Source organism: Caproicibacterium argilliputei (assembly GCF_029211325.2).
Taxonomy (GTDB): Bacteria; Bacillota; Clostridia; order Oscillospirales; family Acutalibacteraceae; genus Caproicibacterium; species Caproicibacterium argilliputei.
The window spans coordinates 2,404,297-2,423,734 of the sequence record NZ_CP135996.1; the positions used below are offsets into that span (position 1 = coordinate 2,404,297).

Annotated in this window: 21 protein-coding genes and 1 pseudogene; 5 read left to right on the forward strand and 17 right to left on the reverse strand. The window is 49.2% G+C overall.

Annotated features, from left to right (window positions below):
• Nucleotides 1-334: 334 nt before the first annotated feature.
• The 7 genes and pseudogenes from PXC00_RS11550 to PXC00_RS14205 all read right to left on the reverse strand — a co-directional run.
• Entirely contained in the window at nt 335-1,015 is a 681-nt protein-coding gene (locus PXC00_RS11550) for a hypothetical protein (RefSeq protein WP_275846916.1), read from the reverse strand.
• Complete coding sequence (locus PXC00_RS11555; protein ID WP_275846914.1) at nt 1,012-1,659, reverse strand: ATP-binding cassette domain-containing protein; 648 nt, start codon at nt 1,657-1,659, stop codon at nt 1,012-1,014. The genes PXC00_RS11550 and PXC00_RS11555 overlap by 4 nt, the downstream gene beginning before the upstream one ends.
• Entirely contained in the window at nt 1,660-2,466 is an 807-nt protein-coding gene (locus PXC00_RS11560; protein WP_275846912.1) for a hypothetical protein, read from the reverse strand.
• Nucleotides 2,456-3,166 (reverse strand): hypothetical protein, encoded by a 711-nt coding sequence (locus PXC00_RS11565; RefSeq protein ID WP_316934982.1) that lies wholly within the window; start codon nt 3,164-3,166, stop codon nt 2,456-2,458. The genes PXC00_RS11560 and PXC00_RS11565 overlap by 11 nt, the downstream gene beginning before the upstream one ends.
• Nucleotides 3,163-4,044, reverse strand: coding sequence for a hypothetical protein (locus PXC00_RS11570; RefSeq protein ID WP_275846908.1), 882 nt, complete (start codon nt 4,042-4,044; stop codon nt 3,163-3,165). The genes PXC00_RS11565 and PXC00_RS11570 overlap by 4 nt, the downstream gene beginning before the upstream one ends.
• Before the next feature lie 129 nt (nt 4,045-4,173).
• Nucleotides 4,174-4,599, reverse strand: coding sequence for a hypothetical protein (locus tag PXC00_RS11575; protein ID WP_275846907.1), 426 nt, complete (start codon nt 4,597-4,599; stop codon nt 4,174-4,176).
• A 294-nt stretch (nt 4,600-4,893) separates the two neighbouring features.
• Nucleotides 4,894-5,429, reverse strand: a pseudogene (locus PXC00_RS14205) (transposase); the annotation flags it as partial.
• A gap of 183 nt (nt 5,430-5,612) precedes the next feature.
• Between PXC00_RS14205 and PXC00_RS11585 the strand changes: the two are divergent.
• Nucleotides 5,613-5,720, forward strand: coding sequence for an IS3 family transposase (locus PXC00_RS11585; RefSeq protein WP_316935219.1), 108 nt, complete (start codon nt 5,613-5,615; stop codon nt 5,718-5,720).
• 200 nt (nt 5,721-5,920) lie between these two features.
• On the opposite strand, the gene PXC00_RS11590 is transcribed toward PXC00_RS11585, so the two are convergent.
• From PXC00_RS11590 to PXC00_RS11610, 5 genes are all read right to left on the reverse strand, one after another.
• Nucleotides 5,921-6,301: a heavy-metal-associated domain-containing protein gene (locus PXC00_RS11590; RefSeq protein WP_275846903.1), complete on the reverse strand. Its 381-nt coding sequence runs from the start codon at nt 6,299-6,301 to the stop codon at nt 5,921-5,923.
• Nucleotides 6,302-6,327: 26 nt separating this feature from the next.
• Nucleotides 6,328-6,714, reverse strand: coding sequence for a metal-dependent transcriptional regulator (locus PXC00_RS11595; protein WP_275846901.1), 387 nt, complete (start codon nt 6,712-6,714; stop codon nt 6,328-6,330).
• 279 nt (nt 6,715-6,993) lie between these two features.
• Nucleotides 6,994-7,422 (reverse strand): flavodoxin, encoded by a 429-nt coding sequence (locus PXC00_RS11600; protein ID WP_275846899.1) that lies wholly within the window; start codon nt 7,420-7,422, stop codon nt 6,994-6,996.
• A gap of 45 nt (nt 7,423-7,467) precedes the next feature.
• On the reverse strand, nt 7,468-8,037 hold the full coding sequence (locus tag PXC00_RS11605; RefSeq protein ID WP_275846897.1) for a DUF3793 family protein: 570 nt from the start codon (nt 8,035-8,037) through the stop codon (nt 7,468-7,470).
• Entirely contained in the window at nt 8,021-8,329 is a 309-nt protein-coding gene (locus PXC00_RS11610) for a DUF2325 domain-containing protein (RefSeq protein ID WP_407654338.1), read from the reverse strand. Before PXC00_RS11610 ends, PXC00_RS11605 begins: the two co-directional genes overlap by 17 nt.
• Before the next feature lie 314 nt (nt 8,330-8,643).
• On the opposite strand from PXC00_RS11610, the gene PXC00_RS11615 reads away from it, so the two are divergent.
• Nucleotides 8,644-9,276, forward strand: coding sequence for a class I SAM-dependent methyltransferase (locus tag PXC00_RS11615; RefSeq protein WP_275846894.1), 633 nt, complete (start codon nt 8,644-8,646; stop codon nt 9,274-9,276).
• A gap of 73 nt (nt 9,277-9,349) precedes the next feature.
• Here the strand turns inward: PXC00_RS11615 and PXC00_RS11620 are convergent, their stop codons facing one another.
• Complete coding sequence (locus PXC00_RS11620) at nt 9,350-11,590, reverse strand: beta-L-arabinofuranosidase domain-containing protein (protein WP_275846892.1); 2,241 nt, start codon at nt 11,588-11,590, stop codon at nt 9,350-9,352.
• Between the two features lie 103 nt (nt 11,591-11,693).
• Between PXC00_RS11620 and PXC00_RS11625 the strand changes: the two genes are divergently transcribed.
• A complete protein-coding gene (locus PXC00_RS11625) occupies nt 11,694-12,548 on the forward strand; it encodes an AraC family transcriptional regulator (RefSeq protein ID WP_316934984.1) in 855 nt (284 codons plus the stop codon).
• 110 nt (nt 12,549-12,658) lie between these two features.
• Nucleotides 12,659-12,910 carry a hypothetical protein gene (locus tag PXC00_RS11630; RefSeq protein WP_316934985.1) on the forward strand — a complete coding sequence of 84 codons (252 nt, stop codon included), beginning with the start codon at nt 12,659-12,661 and terminating at the stop codon, nt 12,908-12,910.
• A gap of 65 nt (nt 12,911-12,975) precedes the next feature.
• Here PXC00_RS11630 and PXC00_RS11635 read toward each other — a convergent pair whose 3' ends face one another.
• The 4 genes from PXC00_RS11635 to PXC00_RS11650 are packed head-to-tail and all read right to left on the reverse strand — an operon-like array spanning nt 12,976 to nt 17,957.
• The gene (locus PXC00_RS11635) at nt 12,976-13,788 is read right to left on the reverse strand and encodes an alpha/beta hydrolase (protein ID WP_316934986.1); all 813 of its coding nucleotides are present in this window, start codon (nt 13,786-13,788) and stop codon (nt 12,976-12,978) included.
• Nucleotides 13,789-13,812: 24 nt separating this feature from the next.
• Entirely contained in the window at nt 13,813-15,729 is a 1,917-nt protein-coding gene (locus PXC00_RS11640; RefSeq protein WP_275846716.1) for an ABC transporter ATP-binding protein, read from the reverse strand.
• Nucleotides 15,722-17,473, reverse strand: a complete 1,752-nt coding sequence (locus tag PXC00_RS11645) for an ABC transporter ATP-binding protein (RefSeq protein ID WP_275846717.1) — start codon at nt 17,471-17,473, stop codon at nt 15,722-15,724. Before PXC00_RS11645 ends, PXC00_RS11640 begins: the two co-directional genes overlap by 8 nt.
• A 37-nt stretch (nt 17,474-17,510) precedes the next feature.
• Nucleotides 17,511-17,957: a MarR family winged helix-turn-helix transcriptional regulator gene (locus PXC00_RS11650; RefSeq protein ID WP_275846718.1), complete on the reverse strand. Its 447-nt coding sequence runs from the start codon at nt 17,955-17,957 to the stop codon at nt 17,511-17,513.
• 228 nt (nt 17,958-18,185) lie between these two features.
• Here PXC00_RS11650 and PXC00_RS11655 point away from each other — a divergent pair, with 228 nt between their 5' ends.
• Complete coding sequence (locus tag PXC00_RS11655; protein ID WP_275846719.1) at nt 18,186-19,340, forward strand: hypothetical protein; 1,155 nt, start codon at nt 18,186-18,188, stop codon at nt 19,338-19,340.
• Nucleotides 19,341-19,438: the final 98 nt, after the last annotated feature.

Here is a 19,438-nt window from a genome sequence, read left to right on the forward strand (position 1 = left end):
ATTCATTTCTTTTTCCCGCGCAGTACTTCCGGCACAATTTTTGCTTTAAAGTCGGCGTTGAAGGTTCCTCTTTTTCATGAATAATCAACCTACTTCCTTTTCTATTTTTATTCTATCAGGTTCATTATCTTTATGCCATTTTTTGTCGAGTTTCCTAGGCTATTATAGTTCCCAGAGCATACCTGAATCCAACATTCATCCAGGCACTGCTGCGAAACGCAACTTCATTCACCGTCCGGGGGCCTAAAATACGAACTTCCCCTGACACAGTCTGCCTACACAAAATGATAAGGAGGAGTTGTTTCGAAGTTTCAATATCCGTGGATAACTATCTTCAGGAAACATGGAGTGATTGAAATACGTTATCTTTTATATTGTAATAAAAGTCCAATTCTTTTGAGTCCTGAACAGGTAAATCATAGCCTGTTAACGAGTTCAAACACTCACGCTTTTTGTCCCAATTAAAAACTTTTGTTTGTTTGTTTCCAGAAATCCGATATGCTCCCGCAGCGGTCTGTGTTATAGGATAGTATTGACTTCGTTCGAACGAGGTTAATTGACGATTTGAATCAAATTTAGCCTTTTTCAGCAATAAAAGATATTCTTGATTTTTTTGTATAGGGATATAAGCCAATCCACCTGTATTGATATATTTTGTAAACGTAAAAATTGTTTCCTCTTCAAGCAAGTTTATCATCTGACCCTCTTGTTTTTTATCACCTTTCAAAACTTGCGTTACCTTAACTGGTGTGTAAAACCCCTGACCCGTGATTATACGGTTCCCATCGTAGACACCTCTTATAATCAAATCAGACTCTGCAATCAGCCTCTGGGCAATTTTTTGAGTATCCTTGGTCTGAAATTCTTGTGAAACTGTATTTAAAGAGTTTACTGTTTCAAAATCATAATCATATATTTTACTTTCATCATGTTGAAAGGACGGCCGAATAATTATGGCCGAAAGGAAACAAATAATAAACAAAAAAGTCGGAATAAAATACCACCGTTTTTTCATTTTTCTATCTCTCCCTCTGCCAAACAACCATCATTCATTTTATAAAAGTGATCACAAAGCAACCTAAGATCCTCTTTATTATGGCTGGCTAAAACAATTGTTGCACCGCGCTCATTTTCTTCATGAATAATTTGCCGAATTTTTTCTATTCCATCATCATCCAAAGCATTCGTCGGCTCATCCAGCATTAATAATTCAGGTTCTTCCATAATCGCCTGTGCGATACCAAGCCGCTGTTTCATTCCTAACGAATATTTTCGATAAGTACGTTTGTCTTCAGGGTCAAGACCCACTCGCTGAATACTATGCTTAATCTGCTCATCCGTAATTTTATTTTTTATAGCAGCGAGCGTTTTGAGATTTTCAAATCCTGTATAGTACGGCCAGAAGCCCACATTCTCAATTACTATCCCCATGCTGGACGGAAAGGAGATATCTTTCCCAAGTTCTTTTCCAAACACCGTTACAGAGCCCTTAGTCGGATAAATCAGGCCAGAAATTGCCCTCATTAGCATTGACTTTCCGGATCCATTATGTCCAAACAGCCCATTTACGGTCCCCTGTTTTAAAGTCAGATTAATATCTTTCAAGACCTCTCGTCCTTTTAAGATTTTAGTAAACCCACAGATTTCTACGGCATCCAATTATTTTTCCCCCTTCACAAAATTCATAGAATCTTTTTTCTCTATCATTCTATATAAGTATTGATGCATAACAATTAAGTACAAAAAAGATATGCCCCAGCTTTTTAATAAAGTAAATCCATTTAACGGAGGATATGAAAAATAACCGTCTTTTACAGATTTAATAATATAACTGTCAGAATGCCACTGAAGTAGGGATGCTAAAGTAGGCATCATAGAGAACAGCCACCCATTTAGTGGATTGCTGTCATATAAAAACATACCAATCAATATTGAAAGAAGAAACACACTGCTTCCGATTATAAAAGACAATGCGGCTCCCAATTGTAAGGACAGTACATTTTCTAAAAACACAATACAAAACGAAGATAGCAAGAGACCAATATATAATTCTATATAAAAAATAGCATTTTGTGCTTTTGCAAAGGAAAAAAACTGTGTGTAGAGAAAGGCAATACAAAAGAGCAGTGCCCAGAAAACAGCTGTTTTTAAAAGAAGGTACAGTGTTTGTTGATGTAACCATTTTCTTTTTGTACCAATGCGAGGAAAAATATACAAATAATTAATCTGAAAATCCTCTAAAAAAGAGTTACAAACCGCAAAAAAGAAAATCAGGTAAACCATAAACCATTCTATTAACAGCAAAGTATTTACATCATTTATAGGCCCCGCTAAGGAAAAGACCATTAGATAAAAAGTTTCTGCTGTTGGAGGTGAATATTGAGAAAGTTGAAGCATTACAAAAGCATCTAATATAACTGCAATGAGCAACCACTGCGACCCGTGTAGTATTCTTTTAATTTTCATTTTGATTCCCATTTTTCGATAAAACATCTTGATTTCTATAAAATTTCAATCCTAAAAAATGAAAAATTACAATTGTGGCAAGGAGCAATATAATTGTTATGACTGACAACTTACTTTGTAGTTGAAAAAGCATACCTCCTATAAAATAAACCGGTTCTTTTCCAGAAACAGCTACATACACCTTTTCAAGCATAATAAATAAGTAACTAATTAAAAATCCTACAACAACATTTTTCGCAAAAACGGAAAAAACCATAAGTATAAGAGAATATGCGAATGCTGTCATACATTGTACGATAATAAGAGCGAATGCTTTTGGAAACAAAATCTGAAAAGCAGACACATCATTCACCAAAAAATAAGTCAAAAAAACCATGATATAATAAATACAAATATATGAAACACTTTCCAACAATAAAATATATTCAGCTTGATACCAAGCTTTCTGAAATGTCTCAAATCGATAAACCACTTCTGACCTCTGAAAAGAGGTAACGCACCAGAAGCAATAGAACAAAAAAAGCGGAAAGAAAAACAAAACCATGACATCATCGGTCCCAAAGACAATGCGAAATTTAATATCAGGACTGTAGCGCTTAGAATAATCAGAAATAATTAATATAAAGCGGCAAAAATTTGCCGCGAGAATGATCCATGTGAATGGCATACAAAATTTTCGCTGATAATACTGCCGAATCATATCGTTTCGTCCTTGACTTTCTTTATTTTAAACTCAATCATTGAAAAATTTATGAAAAGTATTAAAAGAATCTCAATTAGCCATATCCCAAAATGGTAGTTTCCATTTGTTCCAATCGTTGCGTAACTCGAAATCAAAGGAAAAATTCCCTTCATAGCGCTCAAAATAGCGGGTATTGCAACAAAAAACAAAAACGGAATGAACAAAATAACCACAAATCTATTTTTATGAAAATACAAAGAAAATGAAAAAGCACATAGTGCCGCAGTACCAGCCGTAATACTAATGCTCAATGCCGTCATCAAATTAAAAAGATAGGGATGTGCAATTTGCAAAGCATCAAGACACCCTGACAGACCAAGCAAAGAAGAAGCATAGTTATCTGTAAGAAAAGTAGAGCCTAAAGTTGATAAAGATGAATAAGGAAGCATAACCAGTAAAATAATTTGCTGTAAAACAAAAGGAACTGCTGAAATAATGAATCCTGCCAAAAAAACAAGCAAACTATTCATTCGATAATATATTCTTCGGCCCAACCGCGGTATTACAGCTTCAATGATTCCCATTTTCAAATTATCATAATGAATATAGGAATATGCTAACGATGCTAACAGTGGAAGGAAAATCATGCAAAAGACATTAAACACACGCACATAAATTTCTGTACTTCCCATTTTGTCCCACCACTCAAACCATGTACCGCTCCCTCCCCAATATGACCATGCAGGACGCATATACATTTGGCTTTTATGATAAAATGTCCACATGCTCAATAATAATGGGATGGTTGATATAGAACAAGACAGTAAAAATGAAATATAAAATTCTTTTTGTCGAAACATAGAGCAAAAGTTTCTTTTGAATTCTTTTTGAAACATTTCTCTTCCTTTCTTCACCCCAAAAAAGATGATGAATGCTAACCGAAACATCATCAAGTGTAAATATGGATTATGATGTTCCGATTAGCATTCTATTCATTCGATCAAAATGAATAATTTACTCTGAAATTATCCAAAATTGCAGTCTCCAATGGCTGTTGTTCTAACAATCTCCTTATCATTATTTCCGCCAGTTAATTCCAGAACGGTATTTTGGTTAATATGGCGAGATAATCCCCTAGTGGAAGATTGTCCTGGTTTTAAAATAAATGTTGGGCAAAGTTCTTCTCCGAATGAATTATCTCCAGATTGATAAATTCTCACATTAAAGTAAACACTAGTTCCTTTCGATAAATCATTAAGCCAAACAGAAGTAGTAGTGGTACCATTTGGATCTTTGACTCCTGCATGAGCAATTTTTGTTTCTCCTGACATTCGTGGTAATACTTGCACCCAATGAAATTTGTTATTCGCAGCAAACGCAGGTGTGACAATCGAAACAGCCATCAAGGCTGCTGAAGCAATGCCAAAAACTTTTTTTGATAATTTTTTCATTTGGACAACTTCCTTTCTTTCATCCGCTAATTGGTTTATTATGGTATAAATACATTATAACAATTAGTCCAAAAATGTCAACCGTTAAATGATATAAAATAATATTGGGTAGTGGTAAGAAGGTTCACAATTTAGGGATTCCGGGGAATGAATTACGCTGCATTTCGCAGCAGTGCCTGAACGGATTTCGGGTTTAAGCATACTCTGAAAACGGACCAGTCCTCAGCATACTCCATGAGATAAATGGTGACCAACCGCACATAAGAATCCTTGTTGGAAAAAGTCCCAACAACATGGCTCCACGGCTAGAACCTCTCTGCTCTTGCTCATTGACACCGCAGACAACCATCACCGCCATACTGACAACACGGCCGTCCATGCGGACTTTTTCGTATAGGGCATCTGTCCAAATAACGGGATACCGGGTATTGGCCAAAGAAGGGGTTCGAAAGTCCTACACCTGCTCGTCAAGCCCCTTCGTCATCTCGCTGATCTGACTGTGTGAGAGATTTACTATTTTCAGACTTTGGGCCAATTTCTCCATCTTTCGGGCGGAGACTCCCTGTATGAATGCTTCCTGAATGGCTTTAAATGAACGCCGCTTTGCTGCGTTTGCGTTCCGTCACGAAAAACTGGATATATCCGTGATTCCGAAGCTTCGGCACCATCAGATACATTGTTCCCATCCGGGTATCCAGCCTTCGCGGCCGATAGCCGCAGCGGTAGTCACTCCTGCCGGAGCAATGAACATTCTTCTCTGCTCCGATAAAGCCGGAAACCTCTGCTTCCATGAGCTGGGCACAAAGCCCTTCCAGCATGCTGAGCATCGGGAAATCATTTCCGAACGTACTGTCTGAAAATATATGAAAGGTATGGGCATCAAGGCACTATGAGGAAAGCCGTGGAATACAACAACAAGGGACTCCGCCTTTAGCCGAGAACTGCATAATGCCCTAGATGAAAAATTCAACCCGGACAGGCCTAATGCGATTTAATGGCCGAATTGCTTCCACATTCAAGATCATCAGCAAGCCTATCGCTTGGTGTTCGAGTACATCAAAACCTTTTACAATACTGTCCGAATTCACAGTCACTATGATTATATATCACCGGATGAATAGAAATGCTCTACAAAATTGATGGTCGGTTAGTCCGTAGAATTTCTCATTTCAATTTGAACTAAATCTTGACAGAAGACCATTGTACTCTATCTTCGAAAAAGGAACCCATCCTTCGCTGTATGCGTTGGCTGGGTTCCTTTTCATTTGGGGCACCGTCGGTTTGCCCGCCACGTCCCGCCTGTGTTTTCTGAATTTCAAGTTTATGCTGCTTTTCCATCGTTCGAAAAGGTGACATCCGACACCGAGTAGCCCGCTCGGCACACCGGCGCGGCCAGCTGCTCCGCGCTTAAGGGGCGCTTCAAGCGCACATCGGCCGCTTTGTCCCGCAGACTGACGCGCGCCCACACGCCATCTAGCGTGTTCAGTGCATTTTCCACCCGAATTTCACAATTTTTGCAGGACATCCCACCTATTTTCAGCGTGGCATGATAGGGGTAATGGGACGGGTCGCGATCCGCCACTTTCTCTTTATGCGGGGCGTCTCCGCCGCCGCAGCAGCCGTTCGCCATCTTTTTAGTAAAACTTTTGACACTGTAAACTGCCAGCAGTACCAGCAGAACAACGATGATTGCAGTTGCCATTTTTGACTCCCCTTTCTGTGTGCAGCTTACTCTGCCTTGCATGATGCCGGGCAGGTTTCCCCGTCACAAGCAGCCTGCTCTCTGCGCAAAAGCACCGCCGCCATTGCAAAAGCCAGTTCTTCCGCTTCTTCCTTTTCGTACGGCAGTTGCATCATGGGAATCCGTTGCTCCAGCATCTTCATCTTCCGGTCAAAGTCCCGCGCAAGCAGGAACCCCTGATCTGTCAAGTAAATCTTTCCATAACGCTTTTTGACAATCCACTGCTTTTCCATCAACACCCGCAACATCCGCGAAACCGATGCGCCGCTGACCTTTAGGTAGCGCGCAATGCTGGTTGAGCAGACATCGCGCTCCAGCCTGGCAATGGAATAAATCGCAAGCAAATACCGCAGATGCGTTTCCGTGAACTCCATAAGCCGCTTGCACTCCCGTCCGAAATTCTGCGTGCCCAGCCAAAATTAGCATTCTCTAACCTCAAGGCCGGACCGAAAAGTTAGAATAATCTAACCTGTTATCTTTTCTAAGTTTAACACCGCTAACTGCTTCTGTCAAGCATTTTTCACGCACGTTTTTTCACAGTTGGCTGCCAAAAGCGGGCATACAAAGCACCGCACAGAGCGCTTTGTATGCCCGCTAAAAGAAGGAAAACAGGATGCAGGAAAATCAAAAAAGAATTAGAGAATGATACGTTGTCAGGCTTTGGCAACCGCCTGTCCCAGTGCCTTGCAGGCTTCGGAAGCGTCCGTGTCAGGTGCGCCGTTGGCTGTCACCGGTTCAGCCACAAGGTTGGCACCGGCGGATTCGCAGTCTTCTGCCCAATTGCGCATCCACTCGCCGTCGCCCCAACCGTAAGAGCCGAACAGCACCACCGGTTTGCCGGAAAGCAACGGTTTCAGTTCCTCATAGAGCGGTTCAAATTCAGACTCCTCCAGTTGTTCGGTTCCCATCGAAGGGCACCCCAGCGCAAAAGCCTCAAATGTTTTTGCCTGCTCAGCGGAAAAATCCCCTGCCGGAAACAGGCTGCCCTGTCCGCCTGCCGCGGAAATCCCCTCCAAAACCAAGTTTGCCATGGTTTCCGTATTGCCTGTTCCGCTCCAATATACGACAGCTGTTTTCTTCATCGAATCTCAAGTCCTTTCGTTAAGTAGTTGGAACCATTTATCAGATTAAGCGGCCACAACGAGCCGCAAAACCGGCGTACCCTGCCGGAACATTGCACGATAAATCTCCCGACACTTTTCACAGCGTGCAAAGTAGCGCTGCGCCTCGCGTGCATCCCCGTAGCATTTCCAGGTACCGCAGCAGGTGCAGTGCGCCCCGCGGTTCTGCACAAAGCCAATGACATCCCGAAGCGGATAGCCCAAAAAGACACCCACTTCATGTGGAAACTCCTGTGCCGCCCGCAGGCGCTCGGAAAGGCGGCGCAGCTGGCACAATATATCGCCGCCGGCAGCGTAACCGCGTGTCTGCAGGAACGCTTGCACGGCGCTGTCCGACAGAATTGCCTGCAGCTGCGCCGGACGATACACATAAATTAAGCTGCTTCCCTCAGCGCGACGGACGCGCAAAACCGCAACAGAAAGCCCAAACGGGCGAAGCCTGCGGTTCCACTGCCGGGCTTCCCGCTTGACTTGCCGAACGTTGTGGCTGCGGCAGGAAAACAAATTGGCGGGCTTCACGCCCGCCAGCGCGGGCGCACAAAATTCCACCAGTGCGCGCTCAAGCAGATTTTCCATCCGCTTCTCCTCCATCCGCGCAGGCACAGTGCTGCTCTAAAATCCGCCGCAGGGACTGCAAACTACTGCAGTGACACTGCTCGAACGCTGCGTGGCAGTGTTTTGCGGAGTCCCGCGCGCAGCGCGCCATTTTGTGCGAAACCGTGCCGGTAAAGAGGACGATTAAATCCGGCGAACCGATCTTCCGCTTCAACTCCCCCTTCATCCAGCTGAACATCTTGGCCTTGCAGCCGTACTGCTCGCAAATTCTGCGGTACTGCGGCTCCATGTAGTCATAGCCGCCGACAATCACAACGCTCAATGAAAAACCTCCTTTTTTAAGTTAGCTATAGCTAACTATAGGGCCTGTTTCACGTTTCGGAGGGCAGCACAGAATGCCCCCGTTTTTTCTTTACACAAGGGTTTAATTTGTTGATTCATTGGTTAGTATCAGCTAACCAATGCCAGTTTATCACATCTCCGCGCCCCTTGTCAAGAAAAAATTTTGCACAGAACTTTCTTTACGTTCACCCTTGACAACCCCGCGAAAGCGAAGTACACTGAATTTGGTTAGTTATCACTAATCATTTCTCTGCTGTCGTTTTCCTCAAGAAAGGAGTCTGTATTGTGGAAGAAGTCGAACGAAAGCCTTATGAACAGTACCGCAGTCCGCAGGGAAAAACAGGCCGTGAGATTCTGGCCCTGATGAACGAAAAGCACTACCGCCTGACCACCTGGGGGCTTGGGAAAATCAAAATCAAGCCGGACGACACCATTCTGGACATCGGCTGCGGCGGCGGGCGCACCGTCGCGCGGCTGGCAAAAGCGGCAAGCCGCGGCGCTGTGTATGGAATCGACCACGCCGAAGAATCCATTCTGTATGCCACGGCACACAATCGGGAAGCCGTGCGCGCGGGCAAGGTTTCCATTTTGAAAGCAGATGCGGACGACCTGCCCTTTCTCAGAGGTACGTTTGACAAAGTCACCGCTGTGGAAACCACCTACTTCTGGCCCGACCTTTTGAAGTGCTTCGGGCAGGTCTTTCATGTGCTGAAACCGGGCGGCACCTTTCTGATTGTCAATGAAGCTTACGAGGACCCTGCGTTTGCAGAACGAAACGCTGCCCTCAAGCAGGACGGCAACCTGCGGCTTTTTACGCCGGAGCAGGTAAAAAAGCTGCTGCACGCTGCCGGATTTTCCAGAGTCAGCATTTATTTAGAAGAAGACCAAAACTGGATCTGCTGCAAAGCGCAGAAATAACCTTTGAACCTTTTCCTCTTAAAAAACGGGCCGCAGCTGTGTTTCCACAGACTGCAGTCCGTTTTTTGTGCGCTTATGCTTTCGGTACGGTGTCGGTCATCACGCGCAGGGTATTGACAATCCACGCACTTTCCTCCTGTGCGCAGGCGGCAAACTTCACTGTAATGCTTGTCTTGCCGCGCAGACTTTCCGGCAGAGCGCAGGTGCGTGTCACCGGCTGCCCGGGGCGGCTCTTTTCGACCGGTTCGTGCAGCAGCAGCGTATCCTCCACAAACACATCAAAAGCCGTTTTGCAGCGCCCCGCTGTGTACTGGAACTGCAGGCAGGCGGCGCCGTCCGCCTGCAGCCGATAGCTGAACCATCCGCCCGGTTTCGCCATGCGGTAATGGTATCCCTCGCGGTTGCCGGCCTCAGTTTCGCTGCCTTTGACAGCGTGCGAAAGCTCGTACTGGTCGTTGCCGATCTGCACGCTGTCCAACGTAGCTTCCTCCACTGCTGCCGCGTACCGCTGTGCCGCCAAATGCTTGACAAACGCCGGTGAACCCTCCTCCAACAGCGTCCAGTAAATACCGTAACGCTGGTCGTACTGGCGGAAGTAGGGCGAAAACACCAGCGGCGAGTCCTGCAGGTGGAACTCCAGCGTGCCCGGCGTGCGCGTCAGCTTCTCACGGACGTGTGCTTTCCAACTTTCCGCGCTTTCCCCCTTGCAGAGTATATAATCTTTTGCGATAATATGCTTACTGGCAACGCGCACCTGAATGCCGGTGTTGGACTCCTCCATCTTTTCGGTACCCATGCCCGCGCTGAGCACCAGCGGCCCGAATGTGAAAGCCACACTGTTCGGATTGTCCGGCAGGGACACACACTGTGGTGCCATTTGGAACTGCACGGAAACCGTATCACCGTTGTTCCAGATGCGGTCAAGCACCAGGTACCCGTTCTCTTCCCGCACCGCCGCGGGAACATGGTTCACGCGCAGCTCCAGCTGCTCCGCCCAATTTGGAACACGCAGACACAACACAAAAGGAACTGCTTTTTCTGTGCGCACCGTAAAGGATGCCGTATCCGAAAGGGGGATTTCGCCCGTCTGCTCCAGCGTAATGCCCTTTTCTTCCCACCGGACGCGAGAAGCCAGGTATAGGTTCACAAACAAGCGGTCGTCTGTGTGGAAGTACAGACTGTCGTTCAGCTTGGAGAAATTCTCCATGCCGGTGCCGGTGCAGCACCAGAAGTCCGTGTATGGTCGACTGTAAACCTTAAAATAGCCGGTCGCCATCGGCTGAAAGTACATGGTCATGCCGGTTTCGGGGTTCTGCGACGGCAGAATGGCGTTCAGCAGGGTACGCTCATAAAAATCCGCGTACTTCTTTTTGCCGGTCAGCTGGAACAGCAGGCGCGAAAGCTTGAGCATATTGTACGTGTTGCACGTTTCACAATTCTGCGCGGTGCGCTCCGCGTCCAGCACATCCGATTCCCCGAAATGCTCCGCTTCGCTGTTGCCGCCGGTCACGTAACTGTGGTGCCGCACCACCATCTCCCAAAACGCCTCGCAGGTCTCCAGATAGAACCGTTCACTTTCGCCCAAGGCGCGATAGCGGTTGAGCGCGCCCAAAAACTTCGGAATAGTCGTGTTCGCATGACGGTTATTGAGAATATCCACGCCGTCATGAATCGGCTGGAACAGCGCCAGTTCATCAAAGCGGTGCGCCGCCTGCGCGTAGCGCTCCTCCTTTTTCTGCAGGTACAGCTCGTACATACAGTCGTTCATGCCGCCGTACTCCACCGCCAGCACATTGGCCTGCACCTGCGCGCTCCAACGGGCGGTACGTTCGCACACCCAGTCGCCCAAAGCAGACGCAATCTGCAGCGCCTCCGGCAGACCTGCCAGCTCATATACGGACAGAATGCCCGCCAGGATTTTGTGCATGGTATACCAGGGAACCCACACCGGTTTGGAAGCCTCTACCCGGTCAAAAAATTCCTCCGGAAACGCGGAAAGGTACCCGCTGGGAAACTGGCACTGCGCAAGCTCCGCCATCAGGTAACGCAGGCGTTCCAGCACCTTCGCATTCCCGTTAGTAGCATAAACCTGCGCCATTGCGGTCAGATAGTGCCCCAGTGTATGGCCGCGAATCTCGGTATCCTCCCAGCCGGTGTAATTTTCCGCCTTCGGTGGCAGCCCGCGGGTTTCCCGAAAGCACGCCAGCAGCCGGTCGCTGTCCAGGGACAACAGATAAGCTTCTTCTTTCTGAAACGCATTTTGAAAGTACACATTCCGTACCGTGACATCTGCCATTGCAAAGGGCTGAATCATGGCAACTCCTCCTTTAAGTGTCTGTGTTCGCTTTTCTAACAGTCTAACAAATCCCGCTGCGCAAAAAAATAGCGGAAGTTTTGAAAAGGTGATAAAAGGTCACATGATATACTATATGGTTCCACTGAACAAGCCGCTGCAATACCACATGACAGGAAAATTTCAGGCACCTTCGGCAGACTGGCAGCATTTTCACCGGCGGCTCACGGACTATGAGCTGATTGTCGTAACGCAGGGCACGGCATATCTGCAGCTGGAAGACCGGCAGTACGCTGTTGGGGAAGGGGCGTTTCTGCTTTGTGCGCCGTTTCAAAGGCAGTTCGGCTTCAAAAGCAGCCTGTGCGCCTTTTATTGGCTGCACTTCAGCTGTGCCGAGCCGGTACAGACTGTCACCACGGACGCCTTTCCCGAAGCGCCGACCGACAACACCGTCTGTATTCCACTGACCGGAAGGGCAGAAAATCCGGACAAACTCATCGTCCTGATGAAGCACCTGCAGGATGACGCGCGCAGCTACGGCAATCCGCTGCAAAACAGCTACCTGTGCTCCAGCGTACTGTGCGAGTTGCACTGTCAGTTTGCGGAAAGCACACGAACCGCCGCGCTGACCCGCCGACAGAAACAGATTTTCTACGATATACAGGATTATGTGAAGTGGCACAGCAGCACTGACCTGCGGGTTTCCGCCATTGCCGCGCATTTCGGCTACAACCGCCGGTACCTTTCCGCACTGTTTCACTCTGCCGCGGGCATTTCCCTCAAGGCATACATTACCCAGCAGAAGCTGGAAGAGGCCAAGTACCTGCTGTGTGACACTAACAACACTGTTGCGGAAATCGCGGCTAAACTCGGTTACAAGGACTGCCGCACGTTTCTGCGCGCCTTTAAGCAGGACACCGGGCTGACCCCCTCGCAGTACCGCAATGCCTACGCCAAGCGTCTGCTTTTTTACCGATAAACTATGTGCCCGGACACGGCTTTTGCCCGCTGCAAATGCATATTTCCGCTTCCTTTTGCCAATTCTGTTTTTGTAGGAAAAACAAAGCAGCCTGAAATTGGGGGATTTTTATGCCAAGGAAAAAAGCAAAAACGCTGGAAGAACGCATCGAGGAACTTGACGGCGATTTGAATGAACTGAACGCTAGAAAAGCAAAGCTGGACGAAAAAATTGAAGAACTGACCGGTCAGAAACAGGAACTGCTCAACAAGATTGAAGCACAAAAGCTGGCAGAACTGCAGGCAGCCCTGCAGCGCTCCGGCCTGACTGTGGAGGACGCAATCGCCAGACTTGCCGTCCAGCCGCTGACCACCGCCTCATGACTGCCGCACAGACAGAAAAAGCGGGCAGAGAACGACCGCCGAAAGGCGCTTTCTCTGCCCGTCTTTTATTTCTGCTCGCCGCAGTCCAGCATCCAGCGGATAGCTTCCTCTAAGTGCCGGTTCCAATAGTACCAGTCGTGGTTGCCATCCTCTTCCTGATACACAAACGGATAGTGCTCCTCCGTCAGGAAGTCGCGCAAACGGTGCACATTTTGAATCAGGAAATCATCCCTGCCGACTGTCAGGTAGAACGGAATCCAGTCCTTACCCTCCTGCTTCAGCTTCTTGATAAGGTACGCCGGGTCCGCGTCGCTGCCCTTTGCCCGGCTCAGGTCACCGAATGTAGTCAAGTAATACGCGTAGTTGGCAATGCCGGTGCCCTCGCCGTCTTCGGTAATCTCGGCAAGCTGGTCAATCAGCACTGCCGGAGAAAATAGAAGCGCCTTGCAAAACTGCTCCGGATACATCAGCGCGGTATGCTCCGCACCGAAGCCGCCCATGGAAGCGCCGCCGATAAAGACGTCCTCTTTTTTGCGGGAAAGGCCAAACGTGCGCTCCATAAAGTCCGGCAGTTCCTCCCCCACGAAGCGGCAGTAAGCATAACCGGTCGCCGGACGGTCCAGATAAAAACTATTGTCACCGTTGGGCATGACCACTGCCAGATTGTACCGGTCGGCAATCTGGGCAATATCCGTTTTGAGCAGCCAGTCCTTGCTGCAGTCCGAGTAACCGTGCAGCAGATACAGCGTTTTCATCGGCCGGTTGTAATGTTCGTTATCCCGGCGCATCCACGGCTCCGCGTCGGTTGGAAGCAGCACGTCCACATTGGTGCGCTTGGACAGTGCAAAAGAATGAAACGTTCCTTGAAAAACCGCCATTTGATTTCCTCCTGTACGATCTGTTTACTCCAGTTCAAATGCGCCGGTATAAAGCTGATAGTACCGGCCTTTCTTTTCAATAAGCTGCTCATGGCTGCCGCGCTCAATGATGCGGCCGTGGTCCAAAACCATGATTGCGTCTGCGTTGCGCACCGTAGAAAGCCGGTGGGCAATGACAAACACGGTGCGGCCCTGCATCAGCGCATCCATGCCTTTCTGCACAATGGCTTCCGTGCGTGTGTCAATGGAAGAAGTCGCCTCGTCCAGAATCATGACCGGCGGGTCCGCCGCCGCAGCGCGCGCGATGGAGATAAGCTGCCGCTGCCCCTGTGAAAGACCGCCGCCGTCCCCTTCCAGCACTGTCTGGTAACCGTCCGGCAGCATCCGGATAAAGCCGTCCGCATTGGCAAGCTTTGCCGCTGCGACGCATTCCTCGTCTGTGGCATCCAGTTTCCCGTAGCGGATGTTTTCCATCACCGTACCGGTAAAGAGGTTTACATCCTGCAGCACCACGCCGAGCGAACGGCGTAAATCCGGCTTGCAGATTTTGTTGATATTAATGTCATCGTAGCGGATTTTGCCGTCTGCAATGTCATAAAATCGGTTGATCAGATTGGTAATAGTCGTTTTGCCGGCGCCGGTTGCGCCGACCAGCGCCACCTTCTGCCCCGGCTTTGCGTACAGCGAGATGTTGTGCAGGACGATTTTGTTTTCCTCATACCCGAAGTCCACATCGTCAAAAATAATTTTGCCCTGCATCGGGGTGTACGTCAGCGTGCCGTCCTGGTGCGGATGCTTCCACGCCCAAACATCGGTGCGCTGCTCGCACTCAACGATCTTTCCGTTTTCTTTCTTGGCGTTCACCAGGGTTACGTAGCCGTCGTCCGTTTCGCTCTTCTCATCCAAAAAGGCGAAGATACGGGAAGCGCCCGCCAGCGCCATAACGACCATGTTGAGCTGCATGGAAACCTGCCCCATCGGCATGATGAACCCTCTGGAAAGGGTCAGGAACGCAACAATAGTGCCGATGGTCAGCACATTGACTCCGCCAAGGTACAGGTTGTGCACACCGGCGATGCCCGCCGCGCCGCCGACAATGGCCAGCAGAACATACAGCAGGTACCCCATGTTGTTGACAACCGGCATGGTGATATTGGAGAAGGTATTGGCCTTTGCGGCGCTTTCGCAGAGCGCTTCGTTGCGCTTGTCAAACGCCTTTTCTGCTTCTTCTTCATGGCAGAAGACCTTGATGACCTTCTGTCCGTTAATCATTTCTTCAATGAAGCCGTCCAATGCGCCCAGGTCGTCCTGCTGGCGCACGAAGTACGAACTGCTCTTTCCCACAATTCCCTTAATGGCGCGCAGCAGCAGGAATGCGAAAATAACCACAAACACTGTCAGACCAATGCTGAGCGAAAGCATGGAAACAAACACCGCCAGAATGGACATGACCGAAGAAATCATCTGCGGCAGACTCTGGGAAATCATCTGGCGCAGGGTGTCTGTATCGTTTGTATAGTAGCTCATCACGTCGCCGTGCGTATGTGTGTCGAAGTACTTGAGCGGCAGCGTCTGCATATGCTCGAACATCTCGTCCCGAATATGCTTCAGCGTACCTTGCTCTACCACGACCATGACCCTGTTGTAAATCAGCGTCGCCACCACACCGGTCAGGTACAGCGTACCCATCATCAGCAGCACATGGAACAGCCCGGAAAAGTTCGCATTTTTGGTGCCGACCAGCGGCATGATGTAGCTGTCAATCAGCGTTTTCAGGAACAGCGAAGACGCCGCGTTGACCGCCGCGCTGATGATGATGCACACAAAAACCAGAATCATCTGCGCGCGGTACTGCCCCATATACTTGAGCAGGCGCTTGATGGTGCCCGGTTTGATAGAGCCCATGGGCAAACCTTTTTTGCCGGATACTTGCTTATTCATCCACAGCGCCCCCCTTCATCTGCGATTCATAGGCCTCGCGGTAAATATCCGATGTTTTCAGCAGCTCCTCATGGCTGCCGAAAGCTGTCACGACACCGTCGTCCAGCACCAGGACTTTATCGGCATCCTGTACGGAAGAAATCCGCTGGGCAATAATGAACTTGGTCGTGTCCGGAATCTCCTGCTGAAACGCACGCCGAATCAAGGCGTCTGTTTTGGTATCCACCGCGCTGGTGGAATCGTCCAAAATCAGAATCTTCGGCTTCTTCAGCAGGGCACGTGCAATGCAGAGGCGCTGCTTCTGCCCGCCGGAGACGTTGGTGCCGCCCTGGTCGATGTACGTATCGTACTTGTCGGGGAATTCATTGATGAAGTCATCCGCCTGTGCCAGCTTGCAAACGTTAACCAGCTGTTCCTCTGTTGCTTCCTTGTTGCCCCAGCGCAGATTCTCCTTAATCGTGCCCGAGAAAAGGATGTTTTTCTGCAACACCATGGCAACCGCATTGCGCAGCGCTTCAAGGTCGTAATCACGCACATCCACGCCGCCCACCAGCACGTGCCCCGCGGTTACGTCGTACAGGCGCGGAATCAGCTGCACCAGGCTGGATTTGGAGGAGCCGGTGCCGCCGATGATGCCGATGGTTTCGCCGGAGTTCACCCGGAAATTTACATTTTGCAGCACTGGTTTTTCCGCTTTTCTGGAGTAAGAAAACTGTACGTTTTCAAAAACCACAGAGCCATCCCTTACCTCGCGCACCGGATTCTCTTTGCTGTCGAGTGTGCTCTTTTCCTGCAAAACCTCCGTAATACGCTCCATAGAAGCACGGGAAACGATAATCATGACGAACACCATCGAAAGCATCATCAGACTCATAAGAATCTGCATGGTGTACGTAATGAGGCTGGTCAGGTCGCCGGTGGTCAGACCAACAGCCGGATTGTTGCCGCTGGCAACGATGGCCTGCGCGCTCATCCAGGAAATCAGAATCATGGCTGTGTAAATGCAGAACTGCATCATCGGCATATTAAACGCCAGAATGCCCTCTGCCTTGGAAAAGTCCTGATAAATCTTCAGCGAAATCTTTTCAAACTTTGTTTGCTCGTGCGCCTCGCGTGTAAAGGACTTGACCACACGGATGCCGTGCAGGTTTTCCTGCACCACATTGTTCAGATGGTCGTACGTGCGGAAAACACGCTCAAAAATCGGATGCACATAGGCCGCTATGTAAAACAGCCCGAAACCCAGCACCGGAATAATCACCAGGAAAATCACCGAAATGCTGTGGCTGACGTGAAACGACATAATCAGCGCACACACCATGATAATCGGCGCGCGAATTGCCATACGAATCAGCATCATGAACGCGTTCTGCACATTGGTGATGTCTGTGGTCAGGCGCGTGACGATGCTCGCGGTTGAAAACTTATCGATATTGGAAAAGGAAAATTTCTGTACATTATAATACATATCGTGCCGCAGATTCTTCGCAAAGCCGGCGGAGGCATTTGCCGCCGTTTTTCCTGAAATAATGCCAAATGTCAGGGAAATCACCGCGCAGAGCACCAGCGCACCGCCCATCTTCAGCACATATGCCATGTCCTTTCGGTTAATGCCGTAATCAATCAGATAGGCCATTAAAGTCGGAATTACAATTTCAAGCACCGACTCCACCGCCACAAAAGCAGGTGTCAGGAGCGTATCTTTTTTGTACTCCCGCAAACTGCCAAGCAATCTCTTAATCAATGATATACCACCCAAATTCATTTTCAGTTGTGCCGTGTCACTGCTGCCCGGCGATGTTTTTTTTCATACGCTGTATATAAGTATACAGCGTATCGAGTTCTTCGTCTGTAAAGCCTTTGGTCAAAATTCGGTTCATCTGAATCGAGTCGTCGCGCATCACAGCTTTCAGACTTTCCGCTTTCGGTGTCAAGATAATCTTTTTCAGCCTTGCGTCCCACTGCACCGGCACCCGCTGCAGCAGTCCCTTCTGCTCCATCAGGGTGATGACGCTGGAAACTGTGGAGCGCGTGATTTCAAAGTGCCGCTCCAAATCCCGCTGAAACACCTCGCAGCCGCTGTCCTGACACTCGCCGATGAAGGCAATGATGCTACCGTTATTGCCGGTTGCCGACTCAATCTTGCTGCGATTGGAAGAATAATCGAAATAGCGCTTGATGAGATGGTCCAAGGTGCGGAGCTCATACCCAATGCGCATTCTGTCCATGGAGTCCCTCCTTTTCCAATTCTGTTTTATATCGTACAGTCGCATATAGAACATTATAGGGAGGTTTCCGCATAGTGTCAAGGATTTTTTTCTGAAAAAGGTGTCGGTTTTTTGGTGCCGGTTCGCCGTCGAAAGCGTGAAAGTTGTTCACGTACCGCTTTACATGGAAATTCCCTGGAATTACACTGAAAGGGCTTGAAAATTCATCAAAGGACGGAACGATCAGTCATGCCTAAACTGTCCCATTGCTTACCATCAAAGCGGCTTTTCCGCCCCGCGGTTCTGCTGCTAGCACTCATCATCAGCACTGCGGCTGTGCTCTGCATTCCCAGCAGAGCTGGCACTGCAACGCAGACCTGGTGCCTCGGCAGCACATGGACACTTTCTGTCACCGAAGGCTGCACGACACTGCAGGGAAGCGGCGGTCAGACCGCCGTGTTTGACGGCAGCCTGCTGGCCGCCTGCCGGGAAGATACCTTGGGCACCCTCTGCCTGCTGCTACAGCGCAGCGACGGCCTCTATGGCGGTTTTTACGACCCCGCTGACCCCAAAGCTGTGCCAACCAGCACCCCTCTGCCAAAGGAACTGGACCCTTCTGTCTGGGAAGCCGGTATTGACCCGGCAACGTTTGACCTGTATCTGCACGTCCGCACCGCGCAAGGCACAGAGTGCTTTTACCTAGTGCAGGGAGACGAAACCGGCACGCATTGCGCCGCCGCTGACGCTTCGACAGCTATCTGGAACAGCACAACCGCCGTTCCCGAACCGTCTGCCGAAACTTCACAGGAGAGCAGCGGTTCCTCTATCGAACCGGACACCCCGCCGGCTTCTGCCAGCCCCTCTTCTGCTGCCGAAAGCGCCTCCTCCCTGCCCTCTTTGGCATCCGAAGCAGAGTCCTCCGACGCGGCGTCTTTGCCGCAGGCGGATTCCAGTGCAAACAATCCCTCCGCACCCGAAAGCACTGCGGAACCTACCGAAATTTATCGCTGCAGCGACCCCGTCACGGTGGCGGAATTTGAGCAGCTTTTTCTGACCACTCGCAGCAGAACTTCCAGCCGACAAGAGCAGTTTCAGTTCACCACCGCCAAAGGCGTTCCCATTTCCACCGGCTCTTTGACCACCGGCGACATCGTGCAGGAGATACACGATGGAACTATCCGGCGCTTCCAGCTGGTGATTCCCGGCGACCTGTGCGGCAGCGGCCGCCCGGACAAAGCTTCCTACCAAGCGCTGCGAAACTGCGTGGCGGGCAGCGAACCGCTGACCGGTTTGGCGGCGCTGGCTGCCGATATGACCGCGCCTGCCGGCTACGTTTCGGCTGACACCGTTCCGGTTTTGACAACCGCCGACTTGCTGCTGCTCAAGCGGGCAGGCGGCCTGTAAAATCGCCGATTTTGCTTCATTTGAAATTCTGTGTGCTTTGCGGTATAATTTGCGGTAAGAATGGATGTGCTCTGCCTTGTGTGACGATTTTGCACTGT